This window comes from Pseudonocardia sp. NPDC046786, from assembly GCF_040645415.1.
GTDB lineage: Bacteria > Actinomycetota > Actinomycetes > Mycobacteriales > Pseudonocardiaceae > Pseudonocardia > Pseudonocardia kongjuensis.
Genome location: NZ_JBEYYF010000006.1, coordinates 178,208 through 194,884, shown reverse-complemented (window position 1 = coordinate 194,884; position 16,677 = coordinate 178,208). Strand labels below are relative to the sequence as shown.

Here is a 16,677-nt window from a genome sequence, read left to right as displayed (position 1 = left end):
CTCAGCCGCCGGGGCGCCGGGCCCGCTCGGCGAGCATCTCCTCGGTCGCGGCCGCCACCTCGACCTCGTCCACCTCTGCGGTGCCCTCGGCCGTCACCGTGACGAGATTCGGGAACAGCGAGCGGACCAGGTCCGGGCCCGCGGTGGCGGTGTCGTCGTCGGCGGCGTCCCACAGCGCGTTCACCGCCAGCGAGATCGCGCCGTCCCGGTCCAGGTCGGGCCGGTGCAGCTTCTTCAGCGACGCCTTCGCGAAGTCCGATCCGGAGCCGATGCCCGCGTAGCCGGAGCGGTTGCGGGCGATGCTGCCGGACGCGTCGAACGTCACGATCCGCTCCGGATCCGGATCGGCCGGGTCATAGCCGACGTAGAGCGGCAGTGCGACGAAGCCCTGCATCGCGGCCGGCAGGTTCTCCCGGACGATCGTCGACAGCCTGCGGATCTTGCCGTCCTGGCTGATCGGCGCGCCCTCGACCTTCTCGTACTGCTCGACCTCCGCCGCGAACAGCTTGAGCATCAGCAGCGCGTGCCCGACCGAGCCGGCGAACCCGGCGGCCGAGGTGCCGTCCACGACGACGACCTTGACCAGGTCCTTCTGCGCGATCAGGTTCCCCGCAGTGGCCCGGCGGTCGCCGGCGAGCAGCACCCCGCCGGCCCAGGTGAAGGCGATGATCGTGGTCCCGTGCGGGGCCCGCAGGTCGGGCGGGACCCGCTGCGCGGGATCGCGGGGCAGGTTGGCAGGCAGCGCCTCGGGGGCGTGTGCACGCAGCTGTTCCAGGAACGACGGGCCGGTCATGCGGGGAGCTGGCTCCGATCTGCTTCGGGCCGGACGGACCCGGCCGATCCTTCCCCGGGTGGCGCGGAAGGTCCAGCGGGAAACGGGCAGACTCGCCGGGGTGAGCGCACGCGAGCGGGCCCGGTCCTTCTGCACCCGGTTCGGCCTGACGGTGCCGGTACTGGAGGCGCCGATGGCGGGCGCGTGCCCGCCGGGGCTGGCGGCGGCGGTGGCCGCCGCGGGCGGGATGGGCGCCGCCGGCGTGGTCAACGACGGCCCGGCGGCGATCGCGGACTGGGCCCGGCGCTACCGAGAGGCGGCAGGCGACGCGCCGTTCCAGCTCAACGTGTGGATCCCGGACCCGCCCGCCGAACCCGGTACGGACGCCCAGGCGGCGTTCCTCGACCGGCTCGGCGGCACCGCCGGTCCCGTCCCGGGCCCGGCCCCGGACCTCGACGAGCAGGTCCGCGCGGTGATCGACGCCCGCCCGACCGCCATCTCGACGATCATGGGCCTGCTCCCGGCCGGGCACGTCGCCGCCGCGCACGCCGCCGGGATCGCCTGGTTCGCGACGGCGACCACCCTGGACGAGGCGCTGGCCGCCGAGCGGGCCGGCGCGGACGTCGTCGTCGCGCAGGGGATGGAGGCGGGCGGGCACCGCGGCAGCACCCGTCCCGGGGACGCCGAGGGCACGACCGTCGGGCTGTTCGCGCTGCTCCCGTGGCTGGCCGGGGCGCTGTCGGTGCCGGTGGTGGCCGCCGGTGCGGTCGCCGACGGCCGGTCGGTGGCCGCCGCGCTGACCCTCGGTGCGAGTGCGGTACAGGTCGGGACGGCGCTGCTGCGCACACCCGAGGCGGGGATCGACGCCGCGTGGGCGGCCGGGCTGGACGGCCTGGCGCCGGAGGACACGGTGACCACCCGCGCGTACACCGGCCGGCTGGCCCGGGCGGTCCCGACCGGCTACGTCCGGGCCTGGGCCGGGCCGGACGCCCCGGCCCCCGCGCCCTACCCGCACCAGCGACGCCTGGTGGCCCGGTACCGGGCGGGCGAGCCCGGCCTGCTGGACCGGGTCAACCACTGGGCCGGGCAGGCCGCGGCGCGGGCGACGACCCGGCCGGCCGCCGAGGTGGTCGCCGGCATGTGGCGGGAGGCGGACGCGCTGCTGCCGTGAGCGCTCAGCCCAGCATGTCGTCGAACTCGCCCTTCTTGGCGCCGTCGACGAACGCGGAGATCTCGGCGGGGGTGTAGACGAGCACCGGGCCGTCCGGGTCGGCCGCGTTGCGAACGGCGACCCGGCCGTCGTCCAGCACGGCGAACTCGACCCCGTCGCCGGTGTCCGCGCCGGCGCCCCCGGGCCGCCGCCAGGTGACCGGGCCGAGATCGGCCGCGCGGGTTCGGTCCGGGTCGGTCATCGGGGCCTCCGGGGGCGGTCGCTGTGGGGTGAATGACTGCGGAGAGTGTCGAACGTGTATGCATCCGATCTTGCATCCGCAACCGGCATCGCCGACGATGGGAGCCAGGCTGCCTGGAAGGGTCGTGAGAATGCGCCGGTCGACGTACGGACATCCATCGTGGAGGTCGACGTCATGAGCGCCGGAACAGCCCCCGGTGAGGACGGGCCGGAGGTCCTGACGCTGACCTCGGTCATCGACCGTCGTGCACACAAAGTGACCGATACGGAACTCTGTGCTCCGCACGCCATGCGGACGGGGCGCTACGAGGCGCTCTGCGGGCACCTCGTGTCACCGGCGCCGCTGGTCGCGGCGGACGGGACGCCGTGCCGGCGGTGCGTCGAGCTGGACCCGACGCCGACCGTCACCACGCCGCGCCGCCGCGGCGGATGGCTCGGCCGGCTGCTCCCGGCCTGATCCGGCGGCTCAGCGGGCCAGCCGGTCCGCGTCCGGCTGCTCGCGCCTGCGCAGCGGTCCGCGCACCCGGCGCTCCAGGAAACGCCGCCCCTGATGGATGATCCTGCTCACCGTGTTCGGCCCGCGCCTGCGCTCGATCGCATCACCGACCCGGCCGAGCAGCCAGGCCAGCAGCGGCGCCCCGACGGCCAGCAGCAGCCACACCCGCAGATGGCGGGAGAACAACGCCCACATGGTGGAGACCACCTCTCCGAACTCGACGACGACGGACGGGGAGGACGGTAGTACGCCGAGCCGGCGCCCGCCGGTTACGTGACCGTGCCGCCACCCGCTCGTTGGATGTACGAGGGCGGGTTCCGGCGGCCCCCGGCCGGGACGCCCGGGTTGAGGAGGTGTGCCCGTGTTCGCTCCGGGTGCCGACGGTCTGGTGTTCCTGGCCCTCGTGCTGGTGCTGCTCGCCGTCGCCCTGACGCTCCCCGCCGGTCGCCGGGCCGGAGCGGCCGCCTTGCGGTCGCTGCGCAGGCTGCCGGGCCTGATCCGGGCCGAGCTGCGCGGGGCACCGCCGCTCGGCCCCGAGCCGCGCCGCGACGACACCACGCCCGAGATCCCGGTGGTGGACGGCGACCGGCCGCCGCCGACGCGGACGTTCCCGCAGGTGGGGCGCTTCGAGCGCTGATCTTCCGGGATCCCGGCGGGGCGGCCTGTCGCCGGACCACCGACAGGCGGTAAATTTTCTTTTACCGGTGGGAACCACCGGCGCTCCCTCGACGTTGCAATGATGCGAGGGCCCGCCGCTGGTGGGCCCCGCACACGTCCGTCGAGGAGGATCCAGGTGCGCTCCACGAGCAACCCGGCGTTCCGCAACCTGCCCACCCAGCAGGGCGGCTACGCCACGTTCGACCGCTCGGGTGGCGGAATGATGGGCGGCGCATCCGCCTACGCCGGCGCCCAGACGTCACACGTCGACCCGAGCCGGGCCGCCCAGGAGACCGGCCGCCCGATCACGATCGACGACATCGTCCAGAAGACCGCGATCAGCGGTGGTCTCGCGCTGGTCGCGGGTTTCCTGACCGTCTGGTCGGGGCTCACGCTGCTGGCACTGCCGGCGTTCATCGTCGGCATCGTGGTGGCGCTGATCGTCATCTTCCGGCAGAAGCCCAGCGCCCCGCTGACGCTGACCTACTCCGGTGCGATGGGTGTCGCCCTCGGCGGCATCTCCGCGATGTACCCCGGGGTGGCGCTGCAGGCCGTCATCGGCACCGCCGGTGTGTTCTTCGGGATGCTGGTCGTCTACAAGACCGGCGCCGTGCGGGTCACCCCCCGGTTCACCAAGTGGATGATGGGCGCCCTGATCGGCGTCGTCGTCCTGATGCTGGCGAACCTGGTGATGAGCTTCTTCGTCGGCGGCGGGCTCGGCCTGCGCGACGGCAGCCCGCTGGCGATCCTGTTCAGCCTGGTGGTCATCGGGGTGGCGGCGTTCAGCCTGCTGCTCGACTTCGACGCCGCCGACAACGCGGTGAAGGCCGGTGTGCCGGAGAAGTACTCCTGGTACATCGCGTTCGGTCTGATGACCACGCTGGTCTGGCTCTACATCGAGATCTTCCGCCTGCTGAGCTACTTCCAGGGCGACTGACCCGCAGCACGACCCGGCCCACGCGGGCCGGGGAGCGGGCCGGACTCGCCCCCTCCGGTCCGACGCGCCGCGGACACCTCCGGGTGTCCGCGGCGTCGTCGTGTCCGGTCGTGTCCGGGCTTACCTGCACGCTCCGCGCGCCGTACCGTCTCCCTCGTGCCCGGGAACGACCCGGTCGCGGCCGGGGTCACCATCTTCCTGGCCATCGCACTGGGACCGGCGGTGCTGGTGGGGCTGCTGGTGCGCGCACCGGCGCTCGTCCGGCGGGTCGTGGCGCTGCGCCGCCGTTCCCGGCCCGCGCCATCGGTGCCGGTGGGGCCGCCGCTGGAACGGCTCGTCGCCGACCTGCGCCGGCTCGACCGGCTGCGCCGCGGCCCGCCGCCGAGCACCCGGTTGCGCCGGGTGGCGCTGCTCGCCGCCTACGACGACGTGCTGCTCGCCGCCTGCCGGGCCACCGGCGTCGAGGACCCGCCGCTGCGGGCCTGGGTCGACGCAGGCGGCACCGCCGGAGCGCTCGACGCGGGGCGCGACCTGGCCCGGCTGCGCACCGAGGCCGCGCTGGAGGCGAGCGGGGTGCGGATCGACCCGCCGGGCCCGGCTGCCGCCTGAGGGGCGCTCAGGACAGCCGCTCGAGCACCATCGCCATGCCCTGGCCGCCGCCGACGCACATCGTCTCCAGGCCGTAGCGGCCGTCCCGGGCGCGCAGCCCGTTGAGCAGCGTCGTGGTGATCCGGGCGCCGGTCATGCCGAACGGGTGGCCGAGCGCGATCGCGCCGCCGTGCACGTTCAGCTTCTCCTCGGGGACGCCCAGGTCGCGGGCGCTGGGCAGGACCTGCGCGGCGAACGCCTCGTTGATCTCGACCAGGTCGATGTCGTCGATGGTCAGCCCGGCCCGGTGCAGCGCCTGCTCCGAGGCCGCCACCGGCCCGTAGCCCATGATCTCCGGCGACAGGCCGGTGACGCCGGTCGAGACGACCCGGGCCAGCGGCGTGATGCCGAGCTGCTCGGCCCGGGTGTCGGACATGACCACCAGCGCCGCGGCGCCGTCGTTCAGTGGGCAGGCGTTGCCGGCGGTGACCAGCCCGTCCGGCCGGAACACCGGCTTGAGCTGGGAGATCTTCTCGTAGGTGGTGCCCGGCCGGGGGCCGTCGTCGGTGCGCACGACGGTGCCGTCGGGCAGCGTCACCGGGGTGATCTCGCGCTCGAAGAAGCCGTCCGCGATGGCCTGCTCGGCGAGGTTCTGCGAGCGCACGGCGAACCGGTCCATGTCCTCGCGCGAGACGTTCTTGTAGCGGGCGAGGTTCTCTGCGGTCTGGCCCATCGCGATGTAGGCGTCCGGCAGCAGGTTCTGCTCGCGCGGGTCGGTCCAGGTCTGCGCGCCCTTCTCCGCGGTCTCCGCGGTGCGGGTCTCGGCGTCGGCGAACAGTGGATTGTGCGTGTCCGGCCAGGAGTCGGAGGTGCCGCGGGGGAACCGGGACACCGTCTCCACACCGGCCGAGACGAACACGTCGCCCTCGCCGGCCCGGATCGCATGCAGCGCCATCCGGGTGGTCTGCAGCGACGACGAGCAGTAGCGGGTGATCGTGGTACCCGGCAGCCCGTCGTACCCGAGCTGGACGGCTACGATCCGGGCCAGGTTGTTGCCCTGCTCGCCGCCGGGGAGACCGCAGCCCAGCATCAGGTCGTCGATCTCGGCCGGGTCCAGTGCGGGGACCTGGTCCAGGGCCGCGCGCACCATCTGCACGGTCAGGTCGTCCGGGCGCATCCCGGCGAGGGAGCCCTTGTTGGCTCGGCCGATCGGGGAGCGGGCCGCAGCGACGATGACGGCTTCGGGCATGGGACGTCCTCCTCCAGCGCAGGGGTCGGCCGCGACTGTACTCGCGGGTAACCGGACGTCCGCCCGGGACGTGACGAAACTGTCAGAGGGTCCCGGCATGCTGGCGCCATGACCTCCTGGGGACAGTTCCGGTCCGCCGAGCCCGCGTTCGCCGAGCTGGCGCAGCGGATCCTGCAGCGCGGTGTCGCCCTGGTGATCGCGACCCTGCGGGCCGACGGCGCACCCCGGGTGTCCGGGATCGAGGTCGTGTTCGACGACTCCGGGCCGGTCACCGAGCTGGCGTTCGGCTCGATGCCGGGTGCGCGCAAGGGCGCCGACCTGCGGCGGGACCCGCGGTTCGCGCTGCACGCCGCGCCGGCCGACCAGAGCGGCGGCGACCTGGGCGACGGTGATCTCAAGGTGGCCGGGCGGGCCGTCTGGAACGGGCCGATGTCCGGCCCGGTCGCCGGCGACGCGTTCCGGGTCGATCTCGGCGAGGTGGTCTGGACCGGCCTGAACGACGCCCAGAACCGGCTCGTCGTGCGCTGGTGGACGCCGTCGACCGGACTGCGATCGGTGGAGCGGGAGTGAGCGGTGCGAGGATGCCCCCATGCGCTACGTCGAGCACGTCGTCGACCTGGTCGGGAACACCCCGCTCGTCCGGCTGGGAGCGGTCGCCGAGGGCATCGCCCCGCCGGTCCTCGCCAAGGTCGAGTACCTGAACCCGGGCGGCTCGGTGAAGGACCGGATCGCCCTGCGGATGGTCGAGGCGGCCGAGGCGTCCGGCGAGCTGCGCCTCGGCGGCACCATCGTGGAGCCGACGTCGGGCAACACCGGTGTCGGGCTGGCCATGGTCGCGCAGCGCAAGGGCTACCACTGCGTGTTCGTCTGCCCGGACAAGGTGGGCGAGGACAAGCGGAACGTGCTGAAGGCCTACGGCGCCGAGGTCGTCGTCTGCCCGACCGCCGTCGACCCGGACCACCCCGACTCCTACTACCGCACGTCGGACCGCCTGGTCAGCGAGATCGAGGGCGCCTGGAAGCCCAACCAGTACGCCAACCCGGCTAACCCGGAGTCGCACTACCTGAGCACCGGCCCGGAGATCTGGGAGCAGACCGACGGGAAGATCACCCACTTCGTGGCGGGGATCGGCACCGGCGGCACGATCTCCGGCATCGGCCGCTACCTCAAGGAGGTCTCCGGCGGCGCGGTGCGGATCATCGGCGCCGACCCGGAGGGCTCGGTCTACTCCGGCGGCACCGGCCGGCCCTACCTCGTCGAGGGGGTCGGCGAGGACTTCTGGCCGACCACCTACGACCGGGACGTCTGCGACGAGATCATCGCCGTGACCGACGCCGACTCGTTCGAGATGACCCGGCGGCTCGCCCGCGAGGAGGCGCTGCTCGTCGGTGGTTCCTGCGGGATGGCCGCGGTCGCCGCGCTGCGGGCCGCGGCGACGCTGCCGGCGGACGCGGTGGTCGTCGTCCTGCTGCCCGACGGCGGGCGCGGCTACCTCGGCAAGGTCTTCAACGACGCCTGGATGGCCAGCTACGGCTTCCTGCCGCCGTCCGAGGGCGCCACCATCGGGGACGTGCTGCGCCGCAAGGACGGCTCCATCCCGGCCCTGGTGCACGCGCACCCGAACGAGACGGTCGCCGACGCGGCGCTCTACCTGCGCGAGTTCGGCGTCTCGCAGATGCCGGTGGTCAAAGCCGAGCCGCCGGTGATGGCCGCCGAGGTGGCCGGCGCCGTCGTCGAGCGGGACCTGCTGGACGCGCTGTTCACCGGCCGCGCCCAGCTCGCCGACCGGCTGGAGGACCACATGTCCCCGCCGCTGCCGACGCTGGGCGCCGGGGAGTCGCTGCAGGACGCGATGGCGGCGTTCGCGAAGGCCGACGCCGCCCTGGTGCTGATGGACGGCAAGCCGGCCGGCGTCGTCACCCGGTCCGACGTGATCGCCTTCCTCGGCAACGGCTGACCGGCCGGAGGCCGATCGGGCGGCGCGCGTACCCTCCGAGCGCATGCAGGGCTTCTCCACACGGGCGATCCACGCCGGTCAGGACCCCGACCCGACCACGGGCGCGGTCACCACGTCGATCCACACGAGCTCCACCTTCGCGCAGGACGGCGTCGGCGGAACCCGTGGCGGGTACGAGTACTCGCGCAGCGCGAACCCGACCCGCACCACCCTGCAGGAGTGCCTGGCCGCGCTGGAGGGCGGCCGGCACGCGCACGCGTTCGGCTCCGGCATGGGCGCGACCGACACCCTGCTGCGGGTCCTGCTCCGCCCCGGCGACCACCTGGTCATCCCGCACGACGCCTACGGCGGCACGTTCCGGCTGGTCGACAAGGTGCTCGCCAGGTTCGGCGTCGAGCACACCCCGGTCGATCTCGCCGACCTCGACGCGCTGCGCGCCGCGCTGCGCCCGAGCACCCGGGTCGTCTGGTCGGAGACCCCGACGAACCCGCTGCTGGGGATCGCCGACATCGCCGGCCTGGCCGGGATCGCGCACGAGGCCGGCGCCCGGCTCGTCGTCGACAACACCTTCGCCTCGCCGTACCTGCAGACCCCGCTCGCGCTCGGCGCGGACGTCGTCGTGCACTCGACCACCAAGTACGTCGGCGGGCACTCCGACGTCGTCGGTGGGGCCCTGGTCACCGACGACGACGAGCTCGCCGAGCGGATCTCGTTCACCCAGAACTCGGTCGGCTCGGTCCCCGGCCCGTTCGACGCCTGGCTGACGCTGCGCGGGGTGAAGACGCTCGCGGTGCGGATGGAGCGGCACTGCGACAACGCCGAGCGGATCGCCGAGCTGCTCGGCGCGCATCCGGCGGTCTCGCAGGTGCTCTACCCAGGTCTGCCCGGCCACCCCGGCCACGAGATCGCCGCGAAGCAGATGCGCCGGTTCGGTGGGATGGTGTCGTTCCTGGCCGCCGGCGGTCGGGAGGCGGCGCTGCGGATCTGCGCGGAGACGAAGCTGTTCATCCTCGCCGAGTCGCTCGGCGGGGTCGAGTCGCTGATCGAGCACCCCGGCCAGATGACCCACGCCTCGACCGCCGGGTCGATGCTGGAGGTGCCGGACAGCCTGGTCCGGCTGTCGGTGGGGATCGAGGACGCCGACGACCTGGTCGACGACCTGCGGACCGCGCTCGACACGGTCCGCTGAGCGGCCACATCGTGCACGGTCCGCTGAGCGGCCACATCGTGCACGGTCCGCTGAGCGGCCACATCGTGCACGGTCCGCTGAGCGCGACGGTGCTCAGCTGCGGGACTGCTCCGGGACCGTCGCCGGGTCGGTGACGGTCGGCGGCGGGGGGACGACGAGGTCCCCCGGCTCGACGCACCCGCCGACCAGCGCCCACGTGCCGTCCGGCCCCGGCTCGTAGCGGCCGGGGTCGTCGCAGCCCGCGCCCTGCACCGTCGTCACGGCGAGCGCGGTCAGCGCGGCCGCCAGCAACAGCGGCGCGGTGGTGCGCAACCGGGTCATCCGCGAGTTCCTCCCCGACCCCGGACGCCGGGCCGAACGGACCCCGCACCGTCGGGGGCCCGCGCAGCGCGCCTCTACCCCGAGTGGCTCGAGGATCACGCCCGGTGGACATCCGCGAGGCTACCGGCGGTGGTGCGAGACTGCCCGGATGGTCGCCCCACCGGACGCCTCCGTCACCCCGCCGGTGACCTCCGCCGACGTGTTCGCTGCCCGCGAGCTGCTGGCCGGTGTGGTGCGTACCACACCCGTCGCCGGGGCCAGGGCGCTGTCCGATCTGGCCGGCACCCCGGTCCACCTCAAGTGCGAGAACCTGCAGCGCACCGGCTCGTTCAAGATCCGCGGCGCGTACACCCGGATCGCCCGGCTCACCCCCGAGGAGCGGGCCCGCGGCGTCGTCGCGGCCTCCGCGGGCAACCACGCCCAGGGCGTGGCGCTGGCGGCCCGGCTGCTCGGCGTCCGGGCCACGGTGTTCATGCCGGAGCGCGCCGCGCTCCCGAAGGTCGACGCCACCCGCGGCTACGGCGCCGAGGTCGTGCTGACCGGCCGGTCGGTGGACGAGGCGGTCGGTGCGGCCGCCGAGGCCGCCGAGCGCTCGGGCTCGGTGCTGGTGCACCCGTTCGACCATCCGGACATCATCGCCGGCCAGGGCACCGTCGCCTGCGAGATTCTCGAGCAGGTGCCCGACGCCGGCACCGTGCTCGTCTCGGCGGGCGGCGGCGGGCTGCTCGGCGGTATCGCCGCGGTGCTGCGCGAGCACCGGCCCGGCACCCGAATCGTCGGCGTGCAGGCCGCCGGGGCAGCGGCCTGGCCCGCGTCGCTCGCGGCCGGCCGGCCGGTCCCGCTGGGCGGGATGCGCACGATGGCCGACGGGATCGCTGTCGGACGCCCGGGTGACGTCACGTTCCCACAGGTGGCCGGCCTGATCGACGAGCTGGTCACGGTCGGCGAGGACGCGCTGTCCGGTGCGCTGGTGCACTGTCTGGAACGGGCGAAGCTGGTCGTCGAACCGGCCGGCGCCGCGCCGGTCGCGGCGCTGCTGGAGCGCCCGGACCGGTTCGCCGGCCCGGTCGTCGCCGTGCTGTCCGGCGGGAACGTCGATCCGCTGGTCCTGCTGCAGGTCATCCGCAACGGGCTGGTCGCGTCGTCGCGGTACCTGACGCTGCGGGTGCAGGTGCCGGACCGGCCCGGCGCACTCGCCGAGCTGCTTGCCCGGGTCGGGACGCTCGGCGCGAACGTCACCGACGTGGCACACTCGCGGATCAGCGGTGCGCTCCCGGTCGGCGAGGTCGATGTCGAGCTGAGCCTGGAGACCCGCGGGCCCGAGCACCGCGACACGATCGTCGCCGGGCTGCGGGCGGCCGGGCACGTCGTGACCGCGCCGGCCTGATCCGTGCCGGGCCCGGTACGACGACGGGCCCGGCCGCACCGGCCGGGCCCGCGTCGTCAGGTCCGGCGTCAGCCGGTGAACGCCTCGATCCCGACCAGCGTGACCTTCATGTTCCCGCCGTCGGGGAGCTGGTACTCGCGGGCGTCGCCGGGCTTCGCACCGAGCAGGGCCGCGCCGAGCGGGGAGTTCGGCGAGATCACCTGCAGGTCGCCGTGGCTGCCCTCCTCGCGGGAGCCGAGCAGCACCTTCTCGGTGTCCTCGTCGTCCTCGTACTTGATGGTGAGGACGGTCCCGGGGGCGGCCTGGTCGGCGCTCGACGGCGTGGTGCCGACCTGCGCGGTGCGCAGCAGCTCCTGCAGCTGGCGGATCCGCGCCTCCTGCTGGCCCTGCTCCTCGCGGGCCGCGTGATAGCCGCCGTTCTCCTTCAGGTCGCCCTCCTCGCGGCGGGCGTTGATCTCGGCGGCGATGACGGGCCGGTTCGCGATCAACCCGTCCAGCTCGGACTTCAGCCGGTCGAAGGCCTCCTGGGTCAGCCAGGTCGCCTGGGTATCCGTCACCGTCATCAACTCCTTCAGGGAACAGGGCGTGTTGCCGCCGGGCGCCGGGCGCCGACGGGGCAGCGGGGTCAGCGGCACCGGGCGGCACGCCCCGAGTAAGGAAAAACACGACCCGCTGGCGGGCCGTGTACGAGACACCTTAGCACGATGCGCGCCGCTCGTCGCAGCTCCTCGATGAACGGCGACGCCTCCGAGTTGGTTCCCGATGGGCGGATCGTCGCAGGTGAGAGCGAGGATAGCCGAGCGGCCGATTTCCTTTCCGACGTGCAGCGGAACCGCCCGCCGCAGCGTTCCGGTACGGGCGTCCAGCTCCGGGAACAGCGGAAACCCGGACCGCGTTGGCAGAGCTGAGCATCCCGGGCGGAGCGGTCGTTGTCGGTCCCCTCTGCCAGGATCACGACGAACACGAACTCGCCGCCCGCGCCGGTCCCGGTCGCGCAGCGGGCCCCGAGCAAGGTGACCGTGGAGGAACCCGCCCGATGACCCCATCGCCCACGCCACAACCCGTGTCCCAGCCCCTGTCGCTGCCGGCTCCCGGCGAGCGGCCCCGGCTGCTCACGGTGCACGCCCATCCGGACGACGAGTCGTCGAAGGGGGCGGCCACCACCGCCCGGTACGCCGACGAGGGCCACGAGGTGCTCGTGGTCACCTGCACCGGCGGTGAGCGCGGCAGCGTCCTCAACCCGGCGATGGACCGCCCCGAGGTGCTGGCGAACATGACCGGGGTCCGGCGCGCCGAGATGGCCCGGGCCGCCGAGATCCTGGGCGTCCGGCACGCCTGGCTCGGCTTCGTCGACTCCGGCCTGCCCGAGGGCGACCCGCCGCCGCCGCTGCCCGAGGGCTGCTTCGCGCTCGGCGACGTCGAGCAGCAGACCGGGGAACTGGTCCGGCTGGTCCGCGAGTTCCGCCCGCACGTGATCGTCACCTACGACGAGAACGGCGGCTACCCGCATCCCGACCACATCCGCACGCACGTCATCTCGATGGCCGCCTGGGCGGCCGCCGGCGACCCGGCCCGCTTCCCGGAGGCCGGTCCGCCGTGGCAGCCGCTCAAGCTGTACTACGGCCACGGTTTCTCCCGGGCCCGGCTGGAGGCGTTCCACCAGGCGTTCCTGGAGGCCGGCGAGGAGTCGCCGTACGCCGAGTGGCTGGAGAACTGGCGTGCCGACCGGCCGGACCCGGGTACCCGGGTGACCACCCGGGTACCGTGCTCGGACTGGTTCGGCCGCCGGGACGACGCGCTGCGCGCGCACGCCACCCAGATCGACCCGACCAGCCGGTTCTTCTTCACCCCGCTCGAGGTGCAGGCCCGGGTCTGGCCGACCGAGGACTACGAGCTGGTGCACTCGCTGGTCGACACCGCCACCCCGGAGGACGACCTGTTCACCGGCATCCCGTTCGAGCGCGGGGAGCAGCGGAGGGCAGGCTGACCCGCGGGTAGCCTGGCCGTCGGGCGCGGCGCGAGCCGCGGCCGTGACGGTGACGGTTCGGTGGGTGCGGAGGCGATCGGCGGTGCTGTTCGACGGCGCGACGGTGGTGGCGCGCGAGCTCGCGGCGGGCTTCCTGGTGCCGATGCAGGAGCGCCCGCCGCCCCCCGGGCAGCTGCCCGAATGGGGCAGTGCGGCGCCGGTGGGGCTCGCGGTGGTGCTGGTGCTGCTGCTGGCGACGGCGTTCCTGATCCGGAACATGAGCAAGCGGATCACCCGGTTGCCGGAGTCGTTCGACGAGTCGGGCGATCCGGGCGAGCGCGGTGGGCAGGACGCCGGCGCGGAGCCGCGCAACACCTGAGAGGCTGTGCGGCATGCCGAACCGGCTCGCCGTGGCCACCAGCCCGTACCTGCTCCAGCACGCCGGCAACCCGATCGACTGGTATCCCTGGTCGGCCGAGGCGTTCGCCGAGGCCCGCCGCCGGGACGTCCCGGTGCTGCTCTCGGTCGGCTACGCGGCCTGCCACTGGTGTCATGTGATGGCCCACGAGTCGTTCGAGGACCCGGCGATCGCCGCGGTCGTGAACCGCGGCTTCGTGGCGATCAAGGTGGACCGGGAGGAACGCCCGGACATCGACGCCGTCTACATGGCGGCCACCCAGGCGATGACCGGGCAGGGCGGCTGGCCGATGACCTGCTTCCTCACCCCGGACGGCGAGCCGTTCCACTGCGCCACCTACCTGCCGCCGCAGCCCCGGCACGGGCTGCCGTCGTTCCGGCAGCTGCTCGACGCGGTGTCCGGCGCCTGGACCGGGGACGGCGAGCGGGTCCGGGTCGCCGCGGCCCGGATCGCCGAGCAGCTCGCCGAGCAGGCCGCGTCCGATCCCGAGCCGGTCGCGATCGGCGAGCAGACCCTCGACGACGTCGTCGAGACGCTGGCCGGGCAGTACGACACCGAGCACGGCGGGTTCGGCCGCGCCCCGAAGTTCCCGCCGTCGATGGTGCTGGAGTTCCTGCTCCGCCATCACGAGCGGACCGGCTCCGAGCAGGCGCTGCGGCTGGTCGAGGGCACCTGCACGGCGATGGCCCGAGGCGGTCTGCACGACCAGCTGGCCGGCGGCTTCGCCCGCTACTCGGTCGACGACGGCTGGGTGGTCCCGCACTTCGAGAAGATGCTCTACGACAACGCGCTGCTGCTGCGCGCCTACGGGCACCTCGGCCGCCGCGGCTCGGTGTTCGCCGCGCAGGTCGCGGACGGAACCGCCCGGTTCCTGCTGGACGCGCTCCGCACCCCGGAGGGCGGTCTGGCCTCGGCGCTGGACGCCGACACCGACGGGACCGAGGGCCTCACCTACGTGTGGACGCCGGCGCAGCTGCGCGAGGTGCTCGGGCCGGACGACGGCGACCGTGCCGCCGAGCTGCTCGGCGTCACCGTGGAGGGCACCGCCGGCGACGGCACCTCCACCCTGCGGCTGCTGCGCGACCCGGACGACCCGGCGTGGTGGGAGCGGACCCGGTCCGCGCTGCTCGCGGCGCGCTCGGCGCGGCCGCAACCGGCCCGCGACGACAAGGTGGTCACCGCCTGGAACGCGCTCGCCGTCGTCGCGCTGGCGGAGGCGGGGGCGGCCACGGCCCGCCCGGAGTGGGTGCGGGCCGCCGACCGGATCGCCGATCTGCTGCTCGACGTGCACGTCGTCGACGGGCGGCTGCGGCGCTCCTCGCGGCACGGCCGGCCGGGGGACGCCGACGGCGTGCTGGAGGACCACGCGCTGCTCGTCGCCGGGCTGCTCGCGCTGCACCAGGCGACCGGCGACCCGGGCCGGCTGACCGCGGCGCTGGAGCTGCTCGACACCACCCTGGAGCGGTTCGCCGCACCCGATCGGCCGGGCAGCTACCTGGACACCGCCGCCGACTCCGCGGACGCCGACCTGCTGCTGCACCGGCCGCGCGAGCTGACCGACAACGCCTCGCCGTGCGGTTCGTCGGCGCTCGCCGAGGCGTTGGTGACGGCGTCGGCGCTGGCCGGACCGGACCGGGCGGCCCGCTACCGGGAGGCCGCGGACCGGGCCGTGCGCTCGGTCGGGACGCTCGCCGGGCGCGCGCCGCGCTTCCTCGGGCACTGGCTGACCGCGGCCGAGGCGCTGGTCGGCGGTCCGCTGCAGGTGGCGGTGGCCGGCGAGGCCGGTGCCGGGCCGCTGACCGACCGGGCCCGCCGGGAGGCGCCCGGCGGCGCCGTCGTCGTCGCGGGGGAGCCGGACGCGGACGGGATCCCGCTGCTCGCCGGGCGCGGCACGGTCGGTGGCAGCGCGGCGGCGTACGTGTGCCGGGGCTTCGTGTGCGACGTGCCGGTGACCGGGCCCGACGAGCTGGCGGCGCTGCTGGCCCGATGATCCTCATCGCGCTACGACGTAATGAGTGCAATGCTGTAATCATCGATCCGGGAGGTGTCCGATGATGACAGCACGAGGACGCGGACGCGGCGGCTGGCAGCAGGCCGACCTGCCGCCCGCCGACGACGCGCAGGCCTGGTTCTCCGGCCGGCTGCCGGACGGGTGGTTCGCCGGGGCGCCGGCGGTCACCTGCGACCGGGACGAGATCGTCGTGGTCGGGGAGCTGCCCGCACTGGACACCGCGCATCCCGACACCGACGCCGGTCGGGCCGACGCGGCCGCCGAGGAGTCCGGCCGGATCTCCCGGTTCCGCGAGGAGACCCGGGAGGCGCGGATCGAGATCGCCCGGCAGGCGGAGGCCCGCTACCGGCGCAAGGTCGCGTGGGGCGCTCGGCTCGGCGGGACGACCGAGCTGTTCACCACCGTCTCGGTGCCGGTGATGACCCGGCTGCGGCAGCCGGAGCGGCTGGTGCTCGACACCCTGGTCGACGCCGGCGTGGCCAGGTCCCGCTCGGACGCGCTCAGCTGGTCGGTCCGGCTGGTCGGGCAGCACGCCGACGAGTGGCTGGCCGAGCTGCGGTCGGCGATGGCGCGGGTGGACGACCTGCGGGCCCAGGGCCCGGGCTGAGCCCGGCCTGTGCCGGCCCGGTCAGCGCAGCAGCACCAGCCAGATCGCGATGTGGTGGCAGGCCCAGGCCAGCACGGTCGCCGCGTGGAAGATCTCGTGGTAGCCGAACGTCGCGGGCCACGGATCGGGCCGGCGCAGCGCGTACACCACCGCGCCCGCCGTGTAGAGCGCCCCACCGGCGAGCAGCAGCACGAGCGCGGCGACGCCGCCGCCGTCGAGCAGGCCGGGGAGCACGAAGACGGCCACCCAGCCGAGCGCGACGTAGATCGGCACCCCGACCCAGGACGGTGCCGACGGCCACGCCAGCTTCAGCGCGACCCCGGCGAGCGCGCCGCACCAGACCACCGCCAGCACCCAGGTCGCGGTGTCCGCGGGCAGGGCGAGCACCGCCACCGGGGTGTAGGTGCCAGCGATGAACAGGAAGATCATCGAGTGGTCCAGGCGCTTCATCAGCCGCCGCCGGCCCGGATCGCTCCAGGTGTGCCGGTGGTAGAGCGAGCTGATCCCGAACAGGCCGAACGTGGTCAGCGTGTAGACCGCGACCGCGGCCGCGGCCGGTGCGCCGACCAGCGCTCCGGCGATGCTGATCAGCGCTGCGCAGGCGAAGACGGACGCGACCAGGCTCCACAGGTGCAGCCAGCCGCGCATCCGGGGCTTCAGCGGCGCGGGGGCCGTGCTCAGCGGGGACACGTCCCGACGTTACGTGCCGTA

General features: G+C 74.4%; 20 protein-coding genes. 13 read left to right on the top strand and 7 right to left on the bottom strand.

Translation table 11 applies throughout. The features are described 5' to 3' along the window. Position 1: 1 nt before the first annotated feature. Entirely contained in the window at positions 2 to 793 is a 792-nt protein-coding gene (prcB, locus tag ABZ881_RS10030; RefSeq protein WP_358483408.1) for a proteasome subunit beta, read from the bottom strand. A 100-nt stretch (positions 794 to 893) separates the two neighbouring features. Between prcB and ABZ881_RS10025 the strand changes: the two genes are divergently transcribed. Then, complete coding sequence (locus ABZ881_RS10025; protein ID WP_358483407.1) at positions 894 to 1,943, top strand: nitronate monooxygenase; 1,050 nt, start codon at positions 894 to 896, stop codon at positions 1,941 to 1,943. 4 nt (positions 1,944 to 1,947) lie between these two features. Here ABZ881_RS10025 and ABZ881_RS10020 read toward each other — a convergent pair whose 3' ends face one another. Beyond that, a complete protein-coding gene (locus ABZ881_RS10020) occupies positions 1,948 to 2,184 on the bottom strand; it encodes a DUF397 domain-containing protein (protein ID WP_344026590.1) in 237 nt (78 codons plus the stop codon). A gap of 54 nt (positions 2,185 to 2,238) precedes the next feature. On the opposite strand from ABZ881_RS10020, the gene ABZ881_RS10015 reads away from it, so the two are divergent. Next, positions 2,239 to 2,640, top strand: a complete 402-nt coding sequence (locus tag ABZ881_RS10015) for a hypothetical protein (protein ID WP_358483406.1) — start codon at positions 2,239 to 2,241, stop codon at positions 2,638 to 2,640. A gap of 9 nt (positions 2,641 to 2,649) precedes the next feature. Here the strand turns inward: ABZ881_RS10015 and ABZ881_RS10010 are convergent, their stop codons facing one another. Then, positions 2,650 to 2,886, bottom strand: coding sequence for a hypothetical protein (locus ABZ881_RS10010; RefSeq protein WP_358483405.1), 237 nt, complete (start codon positions 2,884 to 2,886; stop codon positions 2,650 to 2,652). 154 nt (positions 2,887 to 3,040) lie between these two features. Between ABZ881_RS10010 and ABZ881_RS10005 the strand changes: the two genes are divergently transcribed. The 3 genes from ABZ881_RS10005 to ABZ881_RS09995 all read left to right on the top strand — a co-directional run bounded on the left by ABZ881_RS10005 (position 3,041) and on the right by ABZ881_RS09995 (position 4,882). Then, positions 3,041 to 3,316 carry a hypothetical protein gene (locus tag ABZ881_RS10005; RefSeq protein WP_358483404.1) on the top strand — a complete coding sequence of 92 codons (276 nt, stop codon included), beginning with the start codon at positions 3,041 to 3,043 and terminating at the stop codon, positions 3,314 to 3,316. Between the two features lie 156 nt (positions 3,317 to 3,472). Beyond that, a complete protein-coding gene (locus ABZ881_RS10000; RefSeq protein WP_344026582.1) occupies positions 3,473 to 4,273 on the top strand; it encodes a Bax inhibitor-1/YccA family protein in 801 nt (266 codons plus the stop codon). Positions 4,274 to 4,429: 156 nt separating this feature from the next. Further along, complete coding sequence (locus ABZ881_RS09995; RefSeq protein WP_358483402.1) at positions 4,430 to 4,882, top strand: hypothetical protein; 453 nt, start codon at positions 4,430 to 4,432, stop codon at positions 4,880 to 4,882. Positions 4,883 to 4,889: 7 nt separating this feature from the next. On the opposite strand, the gene ABZ881_RS09990 is transcribed toward ABZ881_RS09995, so the two are convergent. Next, on the bottom strand, positions 4,890 to 6,110 hold the full coding sequence (locus tag ABZ881_RS09990) for an acetyl-CoA C-acetyltransferase (protein WP_358483400.1): 1,221 nt from the start codon (positions 6,108 to 6,110) through the stop codon (positions 4,890 to 4,892). A 108-nt stretch (positions 6,111 to 6,218) separates the two neighbouring features. Between ABZ881_RS09990 and ABZ881_RS09985 the strand changes: the two genes are divergently transcribed. Genes ABZ881_RS09985 through ABZ881_RS09975 form a run of 3 tightly spaced genes read left to right on the top strand, consistent with a single transcriptional unit; the run spans position 6,219 to position 9,256 of the window. Next, a complete protein-coding gene (locus ABZ881_RS09985; protein WP_358483398.1) occupies positions 6,219 to 6,680 on the top strand; it encodes a pyridoxamine 5'-phosphate oxidase family protein in 462 nt (153 codons plus the stop codon). Between the two features lie 19 nt (positions 6,681 to 6,699). Continuing rightward, positions 6,700 to 8,067 (top strand): cystathionine beta-synthase, encoded by a 1,368-nt coding sequence (locus tag ABZ881_RS09980; RefSeq protein WP_358483396.1) that lies wholly within the window; start codon positions 6,700 to 6,702, stop codon positions 8,065 to 8,067. 43 nt (positions 8,068 to 8,110) lie between these two features. After that, a complete protein-coding gene (locus ABZ881_RS09975; RefSeq protein ID WP_358483394.1) occupies positions 8,111 to 9,256 on the top strand; it encodes a cystathionine gamma-synthase in 1,146 nt (381 codons plus the stop codon). A gap of 93 nt (positions 9,257 to 9,349) precedes the next feature. On the opposite strand, the gene ABZ881_RS09970 is transcribed toward ABZ881_RS09975, so the two are convergent. After that, entirely contained in the window at positions 9,350 to 9,577 is a 228-nt protein-coding gene (locus ABZ881_RS09970) for a hypothetical protein (RefSeq protein WP_344026570.1), read from the bottom strand. 148 nt (positions 9,578 to 9,725) lie between these two features. Here ABZ881_RS09970 and ilvA point away from each other — a divergent pair, with 148 nt between their 5' ends. Continuing rightward, positions 9,726 to 10,964: a threonine ammonia-lyase gene (ilvA, locus tag ABZ881_RS09965; RefSeq protein ID WP_358483392.1), complete on the top strand. Its 1,239-nt coding sequence runs from the start codon at positions 9,726 to 9,728 to the stop codon at positions 10,962 to 10,964. A 68-nt stretch (positions 10,965 to 11,032) separates the two neighbouring features. Here the strand turns inward: ilvA and greA are convergent, their stop codons facing one another. Further along, complete coding sequence (gene greA / locus ABZ881_RS09960; protein WP_344026566.1) at positions 11,033 to 11,521, bottom strand: transcription elongation factor GreA; 489 nt, start codon at positions 11,519 to 11,521, stop codon at positions 11,033 to 11,035. A gap of 506 nt (positions 11,522 to 12,027) precedes the next feature. Here greA and mca point away from each other — a divergent pair. From mca to ABZ881_RS09940, 4 genes are all read left to right on the top strand, one after another. Next, positions 12,028 to 12,951, top strand: coding sequence for a mycothiol conjugate amidase Mca (gene mca / locus ABZ881_RS09955; protein WP_358483391.1), 924 nt, complete (start codon positions 12,028 to 12,030; stop codon positions 12,949 to 12,951). Between the two features lie 64 nt (positions 12,952 to 13,015). Then, positions 13,016 to 13,309, top strand: a complete 294-nt coding sequence (locus ABZ881_RS09950; protein WP_358483389.1) for a hypothetical protein — start codon at positions 13,016 to 13,018, stop codon at positions 13,307 to 13,309. A 13-nt stretch (positions 13,310 to 13,322) separates the two neighbouring features. Next, the gene (locus ABZ881_RS09945; protein ID WP_358483387.1) at positions 13,323 to 15,338 is read left to right on the top strand and encodes a thioredoxin domain-containing protein; all 2,016 of its coding nucleotides are present in this window, start codon (positions 13,323 to 13,325) and stop codon (positions 15,336 to 15,338) included. 61 nt (positions 15,339 to 15,399) lie between these two features. Continuing rightward, on the top strand, positions 15,400 to 15,966 hold the full coding sequence (locus tag ABZ881_RS09940; protein ID WP_358483385.1) for a hypothetical protein: 567 nt from the start codon (positions 15,400 to 15,402) through the stop codon (positions 15,964 to 15,966). A gap of 21 nt (positions 15,967 to 15,987) precedes the next feature. Here the strand turns inward: ABZ881_RS09940 and ABZ881_RS09935 are convergent, their stop codons facing one another. Next, positions 15,988 to 16,656 carry a hemolysin III family protein gene (locus tag ABZ881_RS09935; protein ID WP_358483383.1) on the bottom strand — a complete coding sequence of 223 codons (669 nt, stop codon included), beginning with the start codon at positions 16,654 to 16,656 and terminating at the stop codon, positions 15,988 to 15,990. Positions 16,657 to 16,677: the final 21 nt, after the last annotated feature.